This is a genomic window from Streptomyces sp. NPDC102270 (assembly GCF_044766405.1).
Taxonomy (GTDB): domain Bacteria; phylum Actinomycetota; class Actinomycetes; order Streptomycetales; family Streptomycetaceae; genus Streptomyces.
The window spans coordinates 391,732-410,830 of sequence record NZ_JBIWLX010000008.1; the positions used below are offsets into that span (position 1 = coordinate 391,732).

13 protein-coding genes and 1 tRNA gene are annotated in these 19,099 nt (G+C 68.2%); 10 read left to right on the forward strand and 4 right to left on the reverse strand.

All coding sequences use genetic code 11. The annotated features are described in order from the left end of the window. Positions 1-17: 17 nt before the first annotated feature. Complete coding sequence (locus tag ACIRP7_RS19205) at positions 18-908, reverse strand: SDR family oxidoreductase (protein WP_403660498.1); 891 nt, start codon at positions 906-908, stop codon at positions 18-20. A 360-nt stretch (positions 909-1,268) separates the two neighbouring features. Beyond that, entirely contained in the window at positions 1,269-1,991 is a 723-nt protein-coding gene (locus ACIRP7_RS19210; RefSeq protein ID WP_403660501.1) for a hypothetical protein, read from the reverse strand. 795 nt (positions 1,992-2,786) lie between these two features. On the opposite strand from ACIRP7_RS19210, the gene ACIRP7_RS19215 reads away from it, so the two are divergent. Continuing rightward, positions 2,787-3,449, forward strand: a complete 663-nt coding sequence (locus ACIRP7_RS19215) for a hypothetical protein (RefSeq protein WP_403660503.1) — start codon at positions 2,787-2,789, stop codon at positions 3,447-3,449. A gap of 1,067 nt (positions 3,450-4,516) precedes the next feature. Next, positions 4,517-6,088: a DUF4365 domain-containing protein gene (locus ACIRP7_RS19220; RefSeq protein ID WP_403660506.1), complete on the forward strand. Its 1,572-nt coding sequence runs from the start codon at positions 4,517-4,519 to the stop codon at positions 6,086-6,088. A gap of 118 nt (positions 6,089-6,206) precedes the next feature. Here ACIRP7_RS19220 and ACIRP7_RS19225 read toward each other — a convergent pair whose 3' ends face one another. Together ACIRP7_RS19225 and ACIRP7_RS19230 are read right to left on the reverse strand one after the other, a co-directional pair. After that, positions 6,207-6,839, reverse strand: coding sequence for a DUF6082 family protein (locus tag ACIRP7_RS19225; RefSeq protein ID WP_403660509.1), 633 nt, complete (start codon positions 6,837-6,839; stop codon positions 6,207-6,209). A 643-nt stretch (positions 6,840-7,482) separates the two neighbouring features. Then, positions 7,483-7,554, reverse strand: a tRNA-Arg gene (locus ACIRP7_RS19230). 118 nt (positions 7,555-7,672) lie between these two features. Between ACIRP7_RS19230 and ACIRP7_RS19235 the strand changes: the two genes are divergently transcribed. The 8 genes from ACIRP7_RS19235 to ACIRP7_RS19270 all read left to right on the forward strand — a co-directional run bounded on the left by ACIRP7_RS19235 (position 7,673) and on the right by ACIRP7_RS19270 (position 19,019). Continuing rightward, positions 7,673-8,191 carry a response regulator gene (locus tag ACIRP7_RS19235; RefSeq protein ID WP_403660512.1) on the forward strand — a complete coding sequence of 173 codons (519 nt, stop codon included), beginning with the start codon at positions 7,673-7,675 and terminating at the stop codon, positions 8,189-8,191. A 149-nt stretch (positions 8,192-8,340) separates the two neighbouring features. Continuing rightward, positions 8,341-9,516: an ArgS-related anticodon-binding protein NrtL gene (nrtL, locus tag ACIRP7_RS19240; protein ID WP_403660515.1), complete on the forward strand. Its 1,176-nt coding sequence runs from the start codon at positions 8,341-8,343 to the stop codon at positions 9,514-9,516. A 25-nt stretch (positions 9,517-9,541) separates the two neighbouring features. Beyond that, on the forward strand, positions 9,542-10,933 hold the full coding sequence (gene lysA / locus ACIRP7_RS19245; protein WP_403660519.1) for a diaminopimelate decarboxylase: 1,392 nt from the start codon (positions 9,542-9,544) through the stop codon (positions 10,931-10,933). Positions 10,934-11,091: 158 nt separating this feature from the next. Further along, the gene (locus ACIRP7_RS19250) at positions 11,092-12,384 is read left to right on the forward strand and encodes a homoserine dehydrogenase (RefSeq protein ID WP_403660522.1); all 1,293 of its coding nucleotides are present in this window, start codon (positions 11,092-11,094) and stop codon (positions 12,382-12,384) included. A gap of 6 nt (positions 12,385-12,390) precedes the next feature. Beyond that, positions 12,391-13,449 carry a threonine synthase gene (gene thrC, locus ACIRP7_RS19255; RefSeq protein WP_352391215.1) on the forward strand — a complete coding sequence of 353 codons (1,059 nt, stop codon included), beginning with the start codon at positions 12,391-12,393 and terminating at the stop codon, positions 13,447-13,449. A 239-nt stretch (positions 13,450-13,688) separates the two neighbouring features. Then, entirely contained in the window at positions 13,689-14,618 is a 930-nt protein-coding gene (thrB, locus tag ACIRP7_RS19260) for a homoserine kinase (RefSeq protein ID WP_403660526.1), read from the forward strand. Positions 14,619-15,026: 408 nt separating this feature from the next. Beyond that, entirely contained in the window at positions 15,027-17,087 is a 2,061-nt protein-coding gene (gene rho, locus ACIRP7_RS19265) for a transcription termination factor Rho (protein WP_403660529.1), read from the forward strand. Positions 17,088-17,219: 132 nt separating this feature from the next. Further along, positions 17,220-19,019, forward strand: coding sequence for a trypsin-like serine protease (locus ACIRP7_RS19270; protein WP_403660708.1), 1,800 nt, complete (start codon positions 17,220-17,222; stop codon positions 19,017-19,019). The last annotated feature ends 80 nt before the right edge of the window (positions 19,020-19,099 follow it).

The window sequence follows — 19,099 nt, forward strand, 5'->3', positions numbered from 1 at the left end:
GCCCGCCGCCCCTGGGCTTACGGCAGCGGCGTGCCACCCGTCGCGTTGAGGATCTCCGCGGTGACGAAGCTCGCTTCCTGGGAGGCCAGGTAGACGTAGGCCGGGGCCAGTTCGGCGGGCTGGGCGGGGCGTCCCAGCGGGCTCTGCTTGCCGAACTCGACGGTGTCGGGCATCGTCGCGGGAATCAGCGGCGTCCACACCGGGCCCGGCGCGACCGCGTTGACGCGGATGCCGCGCTCCGCGAGCATCTGGGCCAGCCCCTGGGTGAAAGTCACGATCGCGCCCTTCGTCATGGCGTAGTCCAGCAGGTGCGGACTGGGCTTGTACGCCTGCACCGACGTGGAGTTGATGACGCTGGCACCCTTCGGCATGTGCGGCAGGGCGAACTTGGTCAGCCAGAACATCCCGTAGAGGTTGGTGCGCATGACCCGGTCGAACTGCTCGGTGCTGATGGCCTCGATCCCGTCCGGCTGCGACATCTGGAACGCCGCGTTGTTCACCACCACGTCGATGTGCCCGAACTCCGAGACGGCACGCTCGATCAACGCCCGGCAGTTGTCCTCCTCACGGATGTCACAGGAGACGGCGACCGCCTTGCGGCCGGCGTCCTCGACGAGGCGGGACGTCTCGCGCGCATCGTCCGCCTCCTCCGGCAGATGCGTGAACAGCACATCGGCACCCTCCCGGGCGAAGGCCAGCGCCACGGCCCGCCCGATGCCGGAGTCCCCGCCCGTGATGACGGTCTTACGGCCCTCCAGCCGACCGCTGCCGCGGTACGACTCCTCGCCGTGATCCGGCGGCGGGTCCATCGGCCCGGTCCACCCCGGGTGCGACTGGTCCTGCGCCGGAAACTCCGGGGTCGGATGCTGCGTCGTGGGATCCTGCTGGCTGTGCTGCGACTCGGTCACGGCGACCTCCTCAACACCGACGGGTTCGTACGAACGAGCGAGTTCCCGCACGACAGCACCCGAAAAGAGAGAAATCCGTCCGCTTCCGTGAGCGAGATGGAGTGGCCGGGGCATCGCAGCCACCGCGACGCTCCGCTCACAGCCGGTGGGCAACGAGGGCACCGTACGCCCGGCGGACGCCGCCTCTGCCCGCCTGATGGGCCGCCCCTGCTGGGCAGAGCAGACAACGGACCGAGATGACCAACGATGCAGCCGGTGAACGGGGGATATCCAGGCCGACTGCGCAGCCGTGATCAGAGCAGTCACGGCTCGACCTGTTCCAGGCACCGTCCCGTACGGCCGGACGATGGCGTGGGTTGGTCACGGCGCCAGTGCGGTGGCCACCCGGGCCAGGCGCTCGGCCGACAGAGCGAAGCGGTTGGCAGGGTTGCGGAAGGAGTACTCGCCGTTGTTCACGGAGAAACCGGGCATGGCCGTTGTCCAGTGCGCAGGGCCGGGGGCTCCCTGATCCTCGAGAACCGCAGAGGCGAGGGCTTCAGGGTCCTCCACGCCGGTGCGGGAGCGCAGCGCGCCCGCCAGGCGGCCGACGGCATCGTCGGGGACGGCGTCGTCGCCGAACGCAGGCAGCAGGAGCAACAGGCGGGCATGGGGATCGATGGTGCTGCCGCCGGGCGGTGCGTTGTCCGCGGCGGCCATGAGCTCGGGCCAGGACAGGCCCGGTCCCATGAAGTGACCGTCGTCCCGGGCGAGCAGTTCGGCCTCGTCCCAGTCGGGGTGATGGAGCAGGTAGTCGACGCCGGTGTCGTCCGCGAAGGTGCGATAGACCACGTAGAGACGGTGATCAGCGCCGAGCGGAACAGCGAACGCCGGCCACTCGGCTCGCTCCCACAGCCGCTGCTGAAACTCGCCGGCCGCATCGTAGTCCGCACCGAACAGCAGCTCCTCGGCCGCCTCGCTGTGGACACACGAGTAGAGATGCCCCAGCCAGAAGAGCGGCTCGTCCAGGAGCCCGGCCCGGTAGGTGAGGGGGCCACCGTCGTAGCCCGGTATCCGGGCAGGATGCAGGTCTGCACTGTTGATCACGCAGGCCATCATGCCGCCCGGACGCCCCGACTTTGAGCCCGGGCGCATCGGCCGATCTTTGCGGCAGATCCCTCAGCAGGCGGTACCGCTCTGCATGTGACCGCCTGTCCCTGTCCCAGGGGCATCGTCCACAGATGTCGAATACTGCGGCTCAGGGCGATATACGTCCGCACATACGCGAAGACGTTCAGCGTTTCCTGGTGACGGGGTCTTCGGGCACCTTGATCCAAGGTGCCCCCGACAGGATTCGAAGCTGCGCATACGGCTCCGGAGGGCCCTTCGGCCCCAGACGCGTGCGCAGGTCACCGGCCTTCGGTGGATCGATTAGCGCTGGCCTGTCCACAAATGGTCCACGGGACGGGTTCGGGACTGCCCGGTGCTCCTTCCTTCTCTGCTTGACACAGTCCAACCGTGGCGACCTGGGCCGCGCTGCGCCCCCGTGGACCCGGCCGGTCGGTTCGCGAGCACGCACAGGCGAAGCGAGGGACGATTTTTCTGAGCGCAATTGCCTCGACCCCCAGAATGAACGCGACCGACCGTCTGGGAGTGTCAGACATGGTTGATCCAACCCCAGCAATACGCCCTGACTGGCTCAGCGACATCGGAGAAACCGCCCCGGGGTTGGGATCAGACGCGCAGAGCAGCCGATGATCTTACCCGTAACGTGAAAGCGAACAAGCCCCACGGAGGTCCCTACGTTGTCTAGGCCCACCGTCAAGCATCACCCGGGACCAGAAGAACGTCAGGCATCACCTGGGACCCGACACGCTCGGGAGGCATTGATACGGTCCCGTCATGGCTGAAGCGCAGGGATCATCGAACGGCCCGGTTACCGCGGCCGATGTCGAACATGCCGTCCGTTTGGCGCTCGCCGCTCTGCGCGGGGCCCACGCGCCGGACTGGAGTGTCAAGGCTGGTTCCCTGGAGTGGGATTGTTGGGAGACGGTCGAGCACCTGGCCGACGACCTGTTCTCCTACGCCGTCCAACTGGGCCCGGCGAACCCGCCGCTGGACACCCACGTGCCGTTCGCGTGGGATCGCAAGAGGCCGGGCGGCCCCGCGAATGCTGTCTTCGCAGACCGCGATGCCGGCCCAGCCGGTCTGCTGCAAGTACTTGATGCCAGCGGCGCCTTGCTGACCGCAATCGTTCGCACGACGCCACCCACGGTCCGGGCACATCACGTCTTCGGCCCTGCCGATCCCGAAGGCTTCGCCGCGATGGGCATCGTCGAGACCCTGGTGCACACCCACGACGTTGCCGAGGGTCTGGGCGTTGACTGGATGCCGCCCGCAGACCTATGCGGCCGCGTGCTGGACCGGCTCTTCCCCGACGCCCCGACCGATACCGACCGGTGGCCAACCCTCCTTTGGGCCACCGGCCGCACGGAGCTACCCGGTCGGCCGCGCCTTACCGAGTGGCGTTGGTATGGCACACCCCGCGCTGACAGCAGGCCGTAGAAGAACTCCGTGCAGTGGAGCCCAGGCACGTGTTGAGAGACGGCCTGACAGGTTCGCCGTCGAAGGGCTGTTGCGCGAGTACGAATGATCAAGAGCGGTGCGCTGTCGGCGCCGTCTCCTACCCTGCGGTTACGTTCGAGCAGAGGGGCGTCACCTCGGTCTGCACAGCTGCGTGTCGAGCGTGGTCGCCTCCGAACCGGTCGTCTAACTCGGCGAACATGTCGGCCGTGGTCTTGACGGCGGCGACATCTCCGAAACCGACGCGCATTCCGTCTCGACGTTGCCGAGGAATGGCAGGCTCGGGTGCGACCAGCCAACGGAGCGAGGCTTCGTTCCATGCGGGCTCGGACGGCTCGGCCTGCAGCAGGGGCTCGTACCGGTTGAGATCAGCGCGCCACAACTGACGTGACGGGCTGGTGCAGCTCGGTACTGTGCGTCCTGAGGCGGCTGAGCTGCTGGCGAGGCTGATTGCGGTCGGTCTGAACGCGGAGTCAGGAGACACGACGGCGGGCTTGCCGCTACTCCCTCCTCGGGAAGCGCCTGCAGCTTGAACCGCTCCTCGGCGGTTGGTTGCCCTGCCGCTCGGCCGGGACCGGCGCCCCAGCGCCGCAGCCCGGACGAACGGCAGGGTCATCAGATGATGAAGCGAGGTGATTCTGGTTCGCTGTGTGGGCTGACCTGCGACGGAAGCATGTGGCCGCCTGGTGGGTGGCTCCGTTGATTCCCCGTGGTTCCCGCAGGATCTGGCACGCGCCTGGCACGACTTCTTCGTCCCAAGCTATCGGCTACGGGGCCACTAAGGTCCGCTGGGCTGGTCACTCGGCGGTTGACGGTCCTTGACGGTCGGTTGGGGGTGCGGAGGTTGCTGTACCTCGCTGCTGTACCACAGCCGGTGCAGCGCCCGAGATGGGCCCGGTGATCAAAGCGTGCACATCGAGTGTCCCGGTTGCCGTCTGACCGTGAGGCTGGGTCGAACTCCCCCGCGATGCTGGACGATTGGGCATGACAGTCGGTCCCTGCGACTACCCTGCATTGGGTAACGGGACGCGTCGGGGGAGGTGTCCTACGTGGCGACCATCAGGGCGAGCCGGAAGATCGAGCGCGCAGGAGTTAACGCCCTTCGAACGCTGCTTGAGGAGCATGACCACCTCGTCCAAGAGATCGACGGGGGCGCTGATCACGGCGAAGACCTACACGTCTGGTTCACCAGTGAAGGTCGGCGTACAGGGCACGTCGTCGCTATCCAGGTGAAGAGCGGGCAGAAGTACAAGCGGGCCAAGGGGTACGCCATCCCTGTCGCCGATCACCGGGATGACTGGAAAGAGAGTCGTCTACCTGTGGTGGGCGTGGTCTATGACCTCGACGAAAAGCGACTCTTTTGGGTCAACCTCACCAAGACTTTGCGACGTGGCAGCGAAACGATGTGGATTCAGGTTTCACGGGCCAGTGAACTGACCGATGGGTCTCTACATGGATTTGTCGCTGAGCTTCAGGAGTTCATCGACTCGCAAGCTAAGCTCGGCAGCGAAGAGGAGATGGCAGGCCAATCACCCACCCCAGGCCGCAAGTCTGCCAAGGGAACCCTGAATCGCACCATCTCGCCAACCCTGCCGGAGGCAGCGCAACCCTCGGCACCCGGTGTGGAACCGAAGCAGAAGAGCACCGGCACCGCCGAGCATGACCCGCCAGATCCGCCATCCGATCTCGACACGGCAGTCGCGGTATTGAAGGCGGATCGCCATAGCACACGTGAGCGCGGCTTCCAGGACGGAGTGCACCTAGCTCCTCATCTTGGCTGGCTGGCTCTCGATGAGCTCGCCAACCGAGATTTCGATTTCGAAGGTTGGTTGGAAAGCTGGCGCAATGGGTGGCTCGACATAAAGTTGGGACAAGGCCCCTCTGGTGCCACGATTCCAACATGGCTGCCGCTACTCGCCGATCACCTCGGAGCTCTTGTCGACCCGATCGGCTACGACCATTGGTCCTTTACTCCCGGCAGAGCTTATGTCGACGGTTTCGTCACCGGGCTTCGAACGGTGTGGCGGGATGCAGGCGCGACCCGGCCTAGCCGCTTTTCACCCTCGCAGCTGTCTGCTGGCCTCCAGTCAGCCACCTCCGGTACCGACAGCCCCCGGAACCAGGAAGAGCAGCAGAGGCGCAGCGCTGATGGCGCAACTGCCGCACCGGAAAGGGGTCAGCAGCTCTTATGCGCAGTTCCCGCAGGGGCCGTCACACCGCCAGTCGCATCCAGCGGCCAGAAGAGACTAACCACCGTTAAAGGCGTGCTCGCCAGCATCAACTTCGACGGTGAAACCGTCACCATCCGAAAGGAGGGATATGGACCTCGAATGAAAGGAATCCGGTCACTCACCGTCCGGGAGATTGACCATGTCATCGTAAAGCCGGCCACAGCGATGTTTCACGGTTATATCCAATTTGTCATACGAGGCCACCCGCCTGCGCCTGACCAACGCCTAAGCATGGCAAGCGGACGACCGCACCGGGAAGATCCAGAGTCAATGTCATACGCGCGGCGCGCCAACGGCGAAATCGAACGTCTTAAGACAGAGATTGAGAGTGCAATCGAAACTGCGAGAGATGATGTCCCGCCAAGTAGTGCAGCAGGGACCGCCGAATAGACCCCGGTCATGAAGCGGCTATCTTGATGGAGATCCGCGGGCACTCCCCGGCGTGGGGTGCTGTCGGTTGCTTCACTCCGCTGCTGTGCAACGTCACCACAGATCCATGCGGGATTTATCATCCGGGATCAGGGGCGAAATAAGAGGAGGCCGCTATCGACGGTCCGGAAGCCGCAGCCTTTTCGTATGCCTCGTCCATCAGGTCGACAAAGCGAATCTGCCGAGTATCCCCTGTCGCCTCTGCAAACTCGCGCCAGCCCACGGAACGATCGACCCAATGATCTCGCGCTCGCTCACCCCGGAAGTGCAACTCAAGCTGGACGCGCGTTGCGTCGTCATTCACACGCTTGAGCAAATAATCGGAGTAGTATTGCGTAACGATCAAATGCGTGAAGTGGAGTTGCCTTGCCAGCGTCAAAGGGAGCGGGCTCTGTGATGGTTGCCAGCAAACGAGAAGCTCGGGATCGTTGAGCGACATAAGCGCCAGCTCGCGGTGCGCGGCCCGTCGTTCTTCTTCGTTGGATATTTGGGTCTGGTGGGCTTGATAGGCGAGAGATACTGCAACCCCAATTAGTGCTGCACCGGAGAAGATCACGGAGAGGAATCCGTAGGCCTGCCCGACATTGCTGAGCGATTGCCAGTCTCCTCCCAGAAATGAGAGGCCTTTGAGGATTACTGGGGTCAGTGCGATAATGGCGATTGCGACAACAGTAGTAGCCCATGAGAAGTGTCTGTTTCGCAAGAATTCCATGCGCCCCTTGCTCCTTTGTTCTGCCGGCATCTGTCAGCAAGCTGCTTGTCCATGGCTCGTTTGAGAGGGATGATTCCCAGCTCTGTGCAGCGCCACACGAGCGGCTGGCGGAGCGATTTCGGGCTGGAGCTTCAATGACTGAGTCAAGGTCACGGGCCGCCCTCCACCAGCAAGGGCAAGGGGGGCACCTCGTCTCGGAGGTCAGTTGTTCCTCAACTTACGTTGGGGATTTGGCCCTGGGGTGACGCCCCGCGCACCGCCTCTGAGCAGGGGGAGAGCGGTCGCTCGTCGGAAGCCGTTGTGGTTGCCCTCAGTAATCAGGTAAGCGGCCCGCGCGGGTCGCACCGTGACCTTGAAAAGGGCTGACTGTCCAATGAAGCTCACGGCGCCATCGTGGTCCTACCACACCTCGCGAGACAAACGCCCGTATGTGCAACGCTCAGCACCGTCGCCTGAGCGAGCCCAACCCGAACAGCACCACGGACCCGCGCTGACCTGCCAGAAGAGCCACCAAGATCATTACGTCGTCATTACGTGATCACTGGCAAACGGCTGCTTCCGGCGGCATCCGCCTGCACAAACGCGAAGACCCCGCACTCAGCGTTTCCGCTGGTGACGGGGTCTTTGGGCACCGTATGAAGGGTGCCCCCGGCAGGATTCGAACCTGCGCACACGGCTCCGGAGGCCGTTGCTCTATCCCCTGAGCTACGGGGGCGTGTCGGTGTCGAGCTGGTGGCTCGCGGCGACGGGTAGAACACTACCAGCTCCCTCGGGGTGATCAGGAACGGGTTTGTCGGGGCCTGCGGAGCGTGGGTCCCCCGCACGGGGTGGAAGTGGGGAAAACCCGGACGCGGTGGCCGGTCCGCACCTACTCTCGAGTTGTGCCAGGCGCGTCGGGTCGGGTGCTTGTTGTGGACGACAACAAGGTCATCCGGCAGTTGATCAGGGTCAATCTCGAGCTGGAGGGTCTCGAGGTCGTGACCGCGGCCGATGGTGTCGAGTGTCTGGATGTGGTTCATCAGGTGCGCCCCGATGTCGTGACCCTCGATGTGGTCATGCCCCGGCTGGACGGACTGCGGACCGCCGCACAGCTGCGTTCCGACCCCCGGACGGCTCACCTTCCCCTTGCCATCGTCAGCGCCTGTACGCAGCACGAGGTCGACAGCGGTCTCGACGTCGGCGTCGACGCCTTTCTCGCCAAGCCCTTCGAGCCCGCCGAACTCGTGCGACTCGTACGGCAGTTGATCGAGAGGAGTCGGGAGGTGCGGGGTCCGGGGGAGGGTGACTCCCCGCTAGTAGGGGGCGTCCTCGGGGGCGGCGAGACCGAGCCCGCCGGTCGCACCGGCGGCTGAGCTCCCACGAGCACAGGCTCGCAGCCACACCCACCTCTCCCTAAGTGGCACCGACCTACCCGACGCCGGGCTCACCCCCCGTCCCACATACCGGACCCCACCCAAACCCGCTCGTCCCCCCACCCCCCCTCCTCCCATACGCTTGTCCCGTGACCCCCGTCGAGCTCTCCCGTACCGTGCTGCGCGCGGTGCGTCGTGCTGTCGATGACGGGGAGCTGGACGTCGTCGTGCCGGGGCGGGTCAAGGTCATGCCTCCCGGGGCCGGCGGCTGTGGTGACTACGCCACCAACGTGGCGCTCCAGCTCGCCCGGCCTGCCGGGCAGCCGGCCCTCGACGTCGCTGAGATCCTCCGGCGGCGCCTCGCGCACAGCGACGGCATCCGCGACGTCGTCGTCACCGGGCCCGGGTTCCTCAACATCAGCCTGCGCGGGGACCGGGACACCCTTGTACGGGAGATCCTCCGACTCGGAGAGCGGTACGGCCATGCCGACCGGCCTACTGACCGGCTCGTGCACCTGGACGCGCCCCACGAAGTCCGCGCCGTCGTCGTGATGGACGCCGTCGCCCGCCTTCTGCGTTCTCAAGGCGCCCTCGTCCACACCCACTGCGCTGCCCGCCCGGAGGCGGGGTGGACCGACCTCCTTGGCGCCGAAGTCCACACATACGGCACCCTCGGCGCTCCCCGCACCCCCGACGCGCCCGCCCCCCTCGACGTCCACGCCGACCTACGACCGGTACCGGCCGACGCCGACCCCCTCCCCCTCGGCCGCGACGCCGCCCGCTGGGCGCTCCTCCACCCGGCCCCCCACGACCGGCCCCGCATCACCGCCGACCACCTGGTCCAGCGGGAGAGCAACCCTCTCTTCCGGGTCCGTTACGCCCACGCCCGTACCCGGGCCCTCACCCGCAACGCCGCCGACCTGGGCTTCCACGCCGAGCCCGGGGAGTCCGGCGAGCCCGGGAACGTGGACCCACGGGGCGCAGAGCCAGCCGTACGAGAAAGCGACGTACCAGAAAGCGACGTAGCGGAAGGCGCCGTACAGGAAACCGTCGTACACGACACGACGACGCTCCTGCGGAACGCCCTCGCCGATCACCCCCGTGTCCTCCGCGCCGCCGCGACCCACCACGCTCCCGACCGCCTGGCCCGGCATCTCGTCGCCGTCGCCGATGCCGTGCTGCCCCTTCTCGCTGCCGTTCTTCCGCGCGGTGCGGAGAAACCCTCGGCCGCCCACCGTGCCCGGCTCGCGCTCGCCGAAGCCGCCGGGGCGGTGCTGGCCGGTGGCCTGTCCCTGCTCGGCATCGACGCACCCGAACACCTGTGACGCGCACAGAAAGCCATCCGAGAACATGAGCCGTTCCGCACATCCCGCCGGGCCCCGTCACGCCGACGTCCTTCCCGAGGGGCACTACTCCGCCCCGCCCGCCGACCTCAACACCCTCGACTCCAAGGTGTGGGCCCAGACGGTCGGCCGTGACAGCGACGGTGTCGTCACCGTCGGCGGCATCGACGTCAAGACCCTCGCCGAACAGCACGGCACCCCCGCCTACATCCTCGACGAAGCCGACTTCCGGGAGCGGGCGCGGGCGTGGCGCGGTGCCTTCGGGGCCGACGCCGACGTCTTCTACGCCGGCAAGGCGTTCCTGTCGCGAGCCGTCGTGCGCTGGCTGCACGAGGAAGGGCTCAACCTGGACGTGTGCTCCGGGGGCGAGCTCGCCACCGCCCTCTCCGCCGGCATGCCCGCCGACCGCATCGCCTTCCACGGCAACAACAAGTCCAGGGAAGAGATCACCAGGGCCATCGAGAGCGGCGTCGGACGCATCGTCCTCGACTCCTTCCAGGAGATCGTCCGCGTCGCCCACATCGCGCAGGGACTCGGCAAGCGACAGCGCGTCCAGATCCGGGTCACCGTCGGCGTCGAGGCGCACACCCACGAGTTCATCGCCACCGCCCACGAGGACCAGAAGTTCGGCATCCCGCTCGCCGGCGGACAGGCCGCCGAGGCCGTGCGGCGGGCGTTGCAGCTCGACGGGCTGGAGCTCATCGGCATCCACTCCCACATCGGATCGCAGATCTTCGACATGTCCGGCTTCGAGGTCGCGGCCCATCGGGTGGTCGGGCTGCTCAAGGACGTCCGTGACGAGCACGGTGTCGAGCTGCCCGAGATCGACCTCGGCGGCGGGCTGGGGATCGCGTACACCAGCGACGACGACCCCCGCGAGCCGCACGAGATCGCCAAGGCGCTCACCGAGATCGTGACGAGGGAGTGCGAGTCCGCCAGGCTGCGCACCCCGAGGATCTCCGTCGAGCCGGGACGCGCCATCGTCGGGCCGACCGCCTTCACGCTCTACGAGGTCGGGACGATCAAGCCCCTCGACGGGCTGCGCACCTACGTCTCCGTCGACGGCGGGATGTCGGACAACATCCGTACCGCGCTGTACGACGCCGAGTACACCGTCGCCCTCGTGTCCAGGACCAGCAACGCCGAGCCCATGCTCGCCCGGGTCGTCGGCAAGCACTGCGAGAGCGGGGACATCGTGGTCAAGGACGCGTTCCTGCCGGCCGACCTGGCACCGGGTGACCTCATCGCCGTACCGGCGACGGGCGCCTACTGCCGGTCCATGGCGAGCAACTACAACCACGTGCTGCGCCCGCCGGTCGTCGCCGTCAGCGACGGCGAGTCGCGGGTCATCGTCCGCCGCGAGACGGAGGAGGACCTTCTGCGGCTCGACGTCGGATGAACCTCTGTAGGGGCTTTATAGAGAAGGAACGGAAGATCTACGGTCTTCCGCCCCCGTGCAAATGAAATAGATGTCTCATCATCCGGACCAGGGGCAGAAACTCCCGTCCGGTGAGTGAGACTGGGTCCACCGTAGACGGTATGAGGAAACGAGGTCGGATGATGCGTACGCGTCCGCTGAAGGTGGCGCTGCTGGGCTGTGGAGTGGTCGGCTCAGAGGTGGCGCGCATCATGACGACGCACGCCGACGACCTCGCCGCCCGCATCGGCGCCCCCGTGGAGCTCGCGGGGGTCGCCGTGCGGCGGCCCTCCAAGGTGCGTGAGGGCATCGCGCGGGAACTCGTCACCACCGACGCCACCGCCCTCGTCAAACGCGGGGACATCGACGTGGTGGTCGAGGTCATCGGGGGCATCGAGCCCGCGCGTTCCCTCATCACCGCCGCCTTCGAGCACGGCGCCTCCGTCGTCTCCGCCAACAAGGCGCTCCTCGCCCAGGACGGCGCCGCCCTGCACGCGGCGGCCGGACGGCACGGCAAGGACCTCTACTACGAGGCCGCCGTCGCCGGTGCCATCCCGCTGATCCGTCCGCTGCGCGAGTCCCTCGCCGGTGACAAGGTCAACCGGGTGCTCGGCATCGTCAACGGGACCACCAACTTCATCCTCGACAAGATGGACAGCACCGGGGCCGGTTATCAGGAGGCCCTCGACGAGGCCACCGCCCTCGGGTACGCCGAGGCCGACCCGACCGCCGACGTCGAGGGGTTCGACGCCGCCGCCAAGGCCGCCATCCTCGCCGGGATCGCCTTCCACACGCGCGTGCGCCTCGACGACGTCTACCGCGAGGGCATGACCGAGGTCACCGCCTCCGATTTCGCCTCCGCGAAGAACATGGGCTGCACCATCAAGCTCCTCGCCATCTGCGAGCGGGCCGAGGACGGGCAGTCCGTCACCGCGCGCGTGCACCCCGCGATGATCCCGCTCACGCATCCGCTGGCCTCGGTGCGGGGCGCGTACAACGCCGTATTCGTGGAGTCGGACGCCTCCGGGCAGCTGATGTTCTACGGCCCGGGCGCGGGCGGCGCGCCCACCGCCTCCGCCGTCCTCGGCGACCTCGTCGCCGTCTGCCGCAACCGGCTCAGCGGCACGACCGGACCCGGTGAGTCCGCGTACGCCGCCCTGACCGTCTCGGGCATGGGCGAGGTCGTCACGCGCTACCACATCAGCCTGGACGTGGCCGACAAACCGGGCGTTCTCGCCCAGGTCGCCACCGTGTTCGCCGAGCACGGGGTGTCCATCGATACCGTTCGGCAGCAGGGGAAGGACGGCGAGGCATCTCTCGTCGTCGTCACGCACCGCGCGTCCGACGCCGCCCTGAACGGGACCGTCGAGGCGTTGCGCAAGCTCGACACCGTGCGGGGTGTCGCCAGCATCATGCGGGTTGAAGGAGAGTAACGAGCAATGACCCACCAGTGGCGCGGAATCATCGAGGAGTACCGGGACCGGCTGCCCGTCTCCGACACCACTCCGGTCGTGACGCTCCGCGAGGGCGGCACGCCCCTCGTGCCCGCGCAGGTGCTCTCCGAGCGCACCGGGTGCGAGGTCCACCTCAAGGTGGAGGGCGCCAACCCCACCGGTTCCTTCAAGGACCGGGGCATGACCATGGCCATCACGCGGGCCAAGGAGGAGGGCGCGAAGGCGGTCATCTGCGCCTCCACGGGCAACACCTCGGCGAGCGCCGCCGCCTACGCCGTACGCGCGGGCATGGTCTCCGCCGTGCTGGTGCCGCGCGGCAAGATCGCGCTCGGCAAGATGGGGCAGGCACTCATCCACGGCGCGAAGATCCTCCAGGTCGACGGGAACTTCGACGACTGCCTCACCCTGGCCCGCGCCCTGAGCGACAACTACCCGGTGGCGCTGGTCAATTCGGTCAACCCGGTGCGGATCGAGGGCCAGAAGACCGCCGCCTTCGAGATCGTCGACATGCTCGGCGACGCGCCCGACATCCACGTCCTGCCCGTGGGCAACGCCGGCAACATCACGGCGTACTGGAAGGGCTACAAGGAGTACGCAGCCGACGGGGTGGCCGCACAGACTCCTCGGATGTGGGGCTTCCAGGCCTCCGGCAGTGCCCCGATCGTGCGTGGCGAGGTCGTCAAGGACCCCTCGACCATCGCCACCGCCATCCGCATCGGCAACCCCGCCTCCTGGCAGTACGCCCTCGCGGCGAAGGAGGAGTCCGGCGGGTTCATCGACGAGGTGACGGACCGTGAGATCCTGCGCGCCTACCGGCTGTTGGCCGCCCAGGAGGGTGTCTTCGTGGAACCCGCCTCCGCCGCCTCCGTGGCCGGTCTGCTGAAGGCCGCCGAGCAGGGCAAGGTCGACCCGGGCCAGCGGATCGTGTGCACGGTCACCGGCAACGGCCTCAAGGACCCCGACTGGGCCGTCGCGGGCGCCCCGCAACCGGTCACCGTCCCGGTCGACGCGGCCACGGCGGCGGAGCGCCTCGGGCTCGCCTGAGCAGGGAATCCCCACGAGGGGTGCACAGGGGGCTTACGACACGCATCGTGCGCCTCCTGTGCGCCCTATGTCGCCACAGAACCTTCCTTCGATAGGCTGTACCGAACCCGCCCGCTGCATATGCCCTCGCGTACAGCGGGGTGCCGTGTCGTCTCCGCGGTCCGCAGGGTCTTCGTACGTCATCGGATGTCATCGAATGTCATTCGACAATCACGCAGCTCAAGGAGAGTCATCGAGAGATGGCCGGTCCCGCCTTCCGTGCCGCCGCCGTCCGGGTGCGCGTCCCCGCCACCAGCGCCAACCTCGGCCCGGGCTTCGACGCCCTGGGCCTGTCGCTGGGGCTCTACGACGACGTCGTCGTCCGGGTGGCCGACTCAGGGCTGCACATCGACATCGCGGGGGAGGGGAGCGAGACGCTCCCGCGCGACGAGAACCACCTGCTCGTACGCTCCCTGCGTACCGCCTTCGATCTGCTGGGCGGCCAGCCGCGCGGCCTGGAGATCGTCTGCGCCAACCGCATCCCGCACGGCCGGGGCCTCGGCTCCTCCTCGGCCGCCATCTGCGCCGGAATCGTCGCCGCGCGCGCCGTGACCATAGGCGGCGAGGCCCGGCTCGACGACACCGCGCTCCTGGAGCTCGCCACCGAGATCGAGGGCCACCCCGACAATGTGGCCGCCTGTCTGCTCGGCGGTTTCACGCTCTCCTGGATGGAGGCCGGCGCCGCGCGGGCGATCAGGATGGAGCCCGCGGATTCCATCGTTCCGGTGGTTTTCGTGCCCGGAAAGCCCGTCCTGACCGAGACCGCGCGCGGACTGCTCCCGCGCACCGTGCCGCACGTCGACGCCGCCGCCAACGCCGGCCGTGCCGCGCTGCTCGTCGAGGCCCTCACCAGGCGCCCCGAGCTGCTGCTGCCGGCCACCGAGGACCGTCTCCACCAGGAGTACCGCGCTCCCGCCATGCCGGAGAGCGCCGCACTGGTGGAGCGGCTGCGGGCCGACGGAGTCCCGGCAGTCATCTCAGGGGCAGGGCCCACCGTGCTCGCGCTGGCCGACGCGGACAGCGCCGACAAGGTGGCCCATCTGGCGGGCGAGGGCTGGGCCGCCAACCGGCTGGACCTCGACGCCCAGGGGGCCTGTGTGCTCCCGCTCGCGGCCGCCAGTGACATCTGAGATCCGGCGTGTGCCGGATTTCGAGAGGGGGAATGTTTGTTGGATCCGGTAGTGTTAATCTCAAGTCTGCACCCGACCCCACCATGGCGAGGTGCTTCACGTCCCCGTCCGGGACAGACATTCTTCCGGGAGCCTCCCAAGCCGCACAGCGTTCCGTACGACGTACATGGGCAGTACCTCGTACGCGAGCACTGAGCGACTCGCCGGGCACGCTCCGGAACCGGTGTGACCAAGCCACGTGACACGGACACTCAGTGCCACGGCTCTCGGAAGCGCCGTCACCACATTCCTCCGCCGTTCCGGCGGACCACCGCCCCGGCACGGTCCACAAGGATGGGACCGCCGTCGGACAGCACAAACGGTCGCCGAGCCAGACAGGCCGACGTCCGCTCCAGGGAAGGACCCTTCGTGAGCGACACCACCGATCTGATGGGCGCACGTGTCGAGGAGACCGCTGCCGCGCCCTCCACGGACGCCTCCGCGCCTGCCACCGGTGCCGGCTCCCGGCGGCGCCGCGGTACCGGCCTCGACGGCATGGTGCTGGCCGAGCTGCAGCAGGTCGCCTCCGGCCTCGGTATCAAGGGCACCGGGCGTATGCGCAAGAGCCAGCTCATCGAGGTCATCAAGGAAGCGCAGGCCGGGGGAGGTGCCGCGGCTCCCAAGGCAGCGTCCTCGCCCGCCGGCGACGCCGCCGAGACCAAGCCGAAGCGCCGCGCCACCTCCAAGGCCCGCACCGGCGACGCCGCCGAGAAGAACGCGGAGGCGAAGGCCGAGGCCCCCGCAGAGAAGGCCGTGGCCCAGCAGCAGATCGAGATCCCCGGCCAGCCGGCCGCCGAGCGCGGGGCGGACGACGCTCCCGCCGAGCGCCGTCGCCGCCGTGCCACCGCCGAGGCGGGTGCCCCCGCGGGCAGCCCCGAGACCGTCGTGGCCGAGGCGCAGAGCGAGCCCAAGGCCGAGACGCCGGCGCAGCAGCCGCAGGGCGACGCCGGTGACGGCGACAGCCGTGGCCGCCGCGACCGCCGTGACCGCGGCCGTGACCGCGGCGAGCGGGGCGACCGCGCGGAGCGTGGCGACCGCGGGGACCGGGGGGAGCGTCGCAAGAGCGACGACCAGCCGGGCCAGGGCGGCGGTCAGCGCCAGCAGCAGAACCAGCAGCAGGGCAGCGGCCGTCCGGACCGCCAGGACCGGCAGCAGCGCGACACCGGCCCGCAGGACGACGACGACTTCGAGGGCGGCCGCCGCGGCCGCCGGGGCCGTTACCGGGACCGCCGTGGCCGTCGTGGCCGCGACGAGATGGGCGGCACCCCCGAGCCGCAGATCAACGAGGACGACGTCCTGATCCCGGTCGCGGGCATCCTGGACATCCTCGACAACTACGCCTTCATCCGTACGTCGGGCTACCTGCCCGGGCCGAACGACGTGTACGTCTCCCTCGCCCAGGTCCGCAAGAACGGCCTGCGCAAGGGTGACCACATCACCGGCGCGGTCCGTCAGCCCAAGGAAGGCGAGCGGCGCGAGAAGTTCAACGCGCTGGTGCGTCTCGACTCCGTCAACGGCATGGCGCCCGAACACGGCCGTGGCCGCCCGGAGTTCAACAAGCTGACGCCGCTGTACCCGCAGGACCGCCTCCGCCTGGAGACGGACCCCGGCATCCTCACCACCCGCATCATCGACCTCGTCGCGCCGATCGGTAAGGGCCAGCGCGGTCTGATCGTGGCCCCGCCGAAGACCGGCAAGACCATGATCATGCAGGCGATCGCCAACGCGATCACGCACAACAACCCCGAGTGCCACCTGATGGTCGTCCTGGTCGACGAGCGTCCGGAAGAGGTCACCGACATGCAGCGGTCGGTCAAGGGCGAGGTCATCTCCTCGACCTTCGACCGCCCGGCCGAGGACCACACCACGGTCGCCGAGCTCGCCATCGAGCGCGCCAAGCGGCTGGTGGAGCTGGGCCACGACGTGGTCGTCCTGCTCGACTCGATCACGCGACTGGGCCGTGCCTACAACCTCGCCGCGCCCGCCTCCGGCCGCATCCTGTCCGGTGGTGTCGACTCGACCGCCCTGTACCCGCCGAAGCGCTTCTTCGGTGCGGCCCGCAACATCGAGGACGGCGGCTCGCTGACCATCCTCGCCACCGCGCTGGTGGACACCGGGTCCCGCATGGACGAGGTGATCTTCGAGGAGTTCAAGGGCACCGGCAACGCCGAGCTCAAGCTGGACCGCAAGCTCGCCGACAAGCGGATCTTCCCGGCGGTGGACGTCGACGCGTCCGGCACCCGTAAGGAAGAGATCCTGCTCGCCCCCGACGAGCTCGGGATCGTATGGAAGCTGCGCCGGGTGCTGCACGCCCTCGACCAGCAGCAGGCGGTCGAACTGCTCCTCGACAAGATGAAGCAGACGAAGTCGAATGCCGAGTTCCTGATGCAGATCCAGAAGACGACGCCGGCGCCGGGCAACGGCGACTGACGTCCAGCGTTCGCGAAGAGGGCCGCCCCCTGTTGTCAGGGGGCGGCCCTCTTTGGTTTACGATCACGCTCTTCGGTCGAATTTTCGATCTCCGAGCTTCTGATCCCTGGGGGGACTTGCATGGGCATATCCATGTCCGGAGGCGCCGGGCGCCACAGACGACGGCTGCGGATCGCTCTGCCCGTCGCCGTGGCCGCCGCGCTGCTGGCCACGTCGGCGAACGCCGCGACCGTCGTGCCCGAGCCGCAGGCACCGGTCAAGGCCGCCGCCACCGCGCCCACGCCGTCGCAGGCCGAGCTGAAGCAGCGGATCGCCGGCGCCCTCGCGGCGGACGACACCTCCGGCACGGTGACCCGGTCGCCGATGAACAGTGGCAAGGTCGACTCCACCGTCTCGCCGATGATCATCGGCGGCACGACGACCACCATCACCTCGGCCCCGTGGATGGCCCAGCTCTGGTACACCGACGACCAGGGCACCGCCGACAAGAGCGACGACACCGGCTTCTTCTGCGGCGGTGCCGTCGTCGCGCCGACGAAGATCCTCACCGCCGCGCACTGCGTCAAGGGTGCCGACTGGGCCAAGGGCGGCGCCGTGGTCACCGGGGCCACTCAGCTGCCCTCGGACGACGGGAGCGACCTGCACGGCGGCACCGCGACCGCGGTGCTGCGGCAGTGGTACCACCCGTCGTACAACGCGGACACGATCGACAACGACATCGCGGTCCTGACCCTGGCGGCCCCCGTCAAGGCCACCCCGATCCGCATGACGACGTCCACCGACACCGCCTCGTACGACCCCGCCACGGCCGGCGCCAAGGCCGCCAAGGTCTACGGCTGGGGCCGCACCAGCTCCACCAGCGACGCCGTCTCCCCGACGCTGAAGACGGCCACCCTGCCCATCAAGTCGGACGCGACCTGCGCCGCGGCCTACGGCTCCTGGTTCATCAAGGGGCACATGGTCTGCGCCGGGCCGCCCGCGAGCGGCCGGGACTCCGGTACGACCGCCATCTGCAGCGGTGACTCCGGCGGCCCCCTCGTCGTGAACGGGCGGATCGTCGGCGTCGTCTCCTGGAACGTGACGGACTGCGTGGCCAAGGGCGCCTACAGCGTCTTCACCAAGGTCAGCAAGTACGTCGGCGCCGCCTACCCGCGCGTCGACGACACCAACCTCAGCTTCGACCACAAGGCCGACCTGTGGGTGCGCAACTCCTCCACCAAGGTCGGCTACGAGCTGGACTCCAAGGGCACCACCCTGGCCGCCCGGCAGTCCTGGGGCGACTGGAACGGTGTGAACCTGGTCCGGCAGACCGACCTCGACCGGGACGGCTACCAGGACCTGCTGTACCGCGTCTCCGCGACCGGTGACGTCTACTGGCTGCGGTTCCTCCCCGCCACCGGCGCCTGGGCCGACCCGAAGAAGGTCTTCACCGACTGGAGGACCCGCACCCGGATCCTCACCCCCGGCGATGTCACCGGCGACTACAAGCCCGACCTGCTCTCGGTGGACTCCGCGGGCGTCCTGTGGATCTACCCGGGCAAGGGCGACGGCAGCTTCGCGGCCCGGGTCAGGGTCGGCGGCGGCTGGAGCCAGTACAACCTCCTGCTCGGCCACGGCGACTTCACCGGTGACGGCAAGGCGGACGTCCTCGCCCGCAACAAGAGCACCGGCGACCTGTACCTCTACAGGGGCACCGGCAAGTCCGGCACCGGCGTCTTCGCGGCCCGGGTCAAGGTGCGCACCAACTGGAGCGGCTACAACGCCTTCGACGCCGTCGGCGACATCACCGGCGACGGCAGGGCCGACCTGGTGGCCCGCACCCCGGGCGGCACGCTCTATCTGTACAAGGGCACCGGCAAGGCGACCAGCGAGATCTTCGCCACAAGAACCACCGTGGGGACCGGCTTCCAGCAGTACGACATCTTTGGCTGAAACCACTGGTGAGCAGGGCATGCCCTGATGCTTCAGTGACGCGCTGTGACCGCCGCTCCCCGTGGTGGTCACAGCGCGTT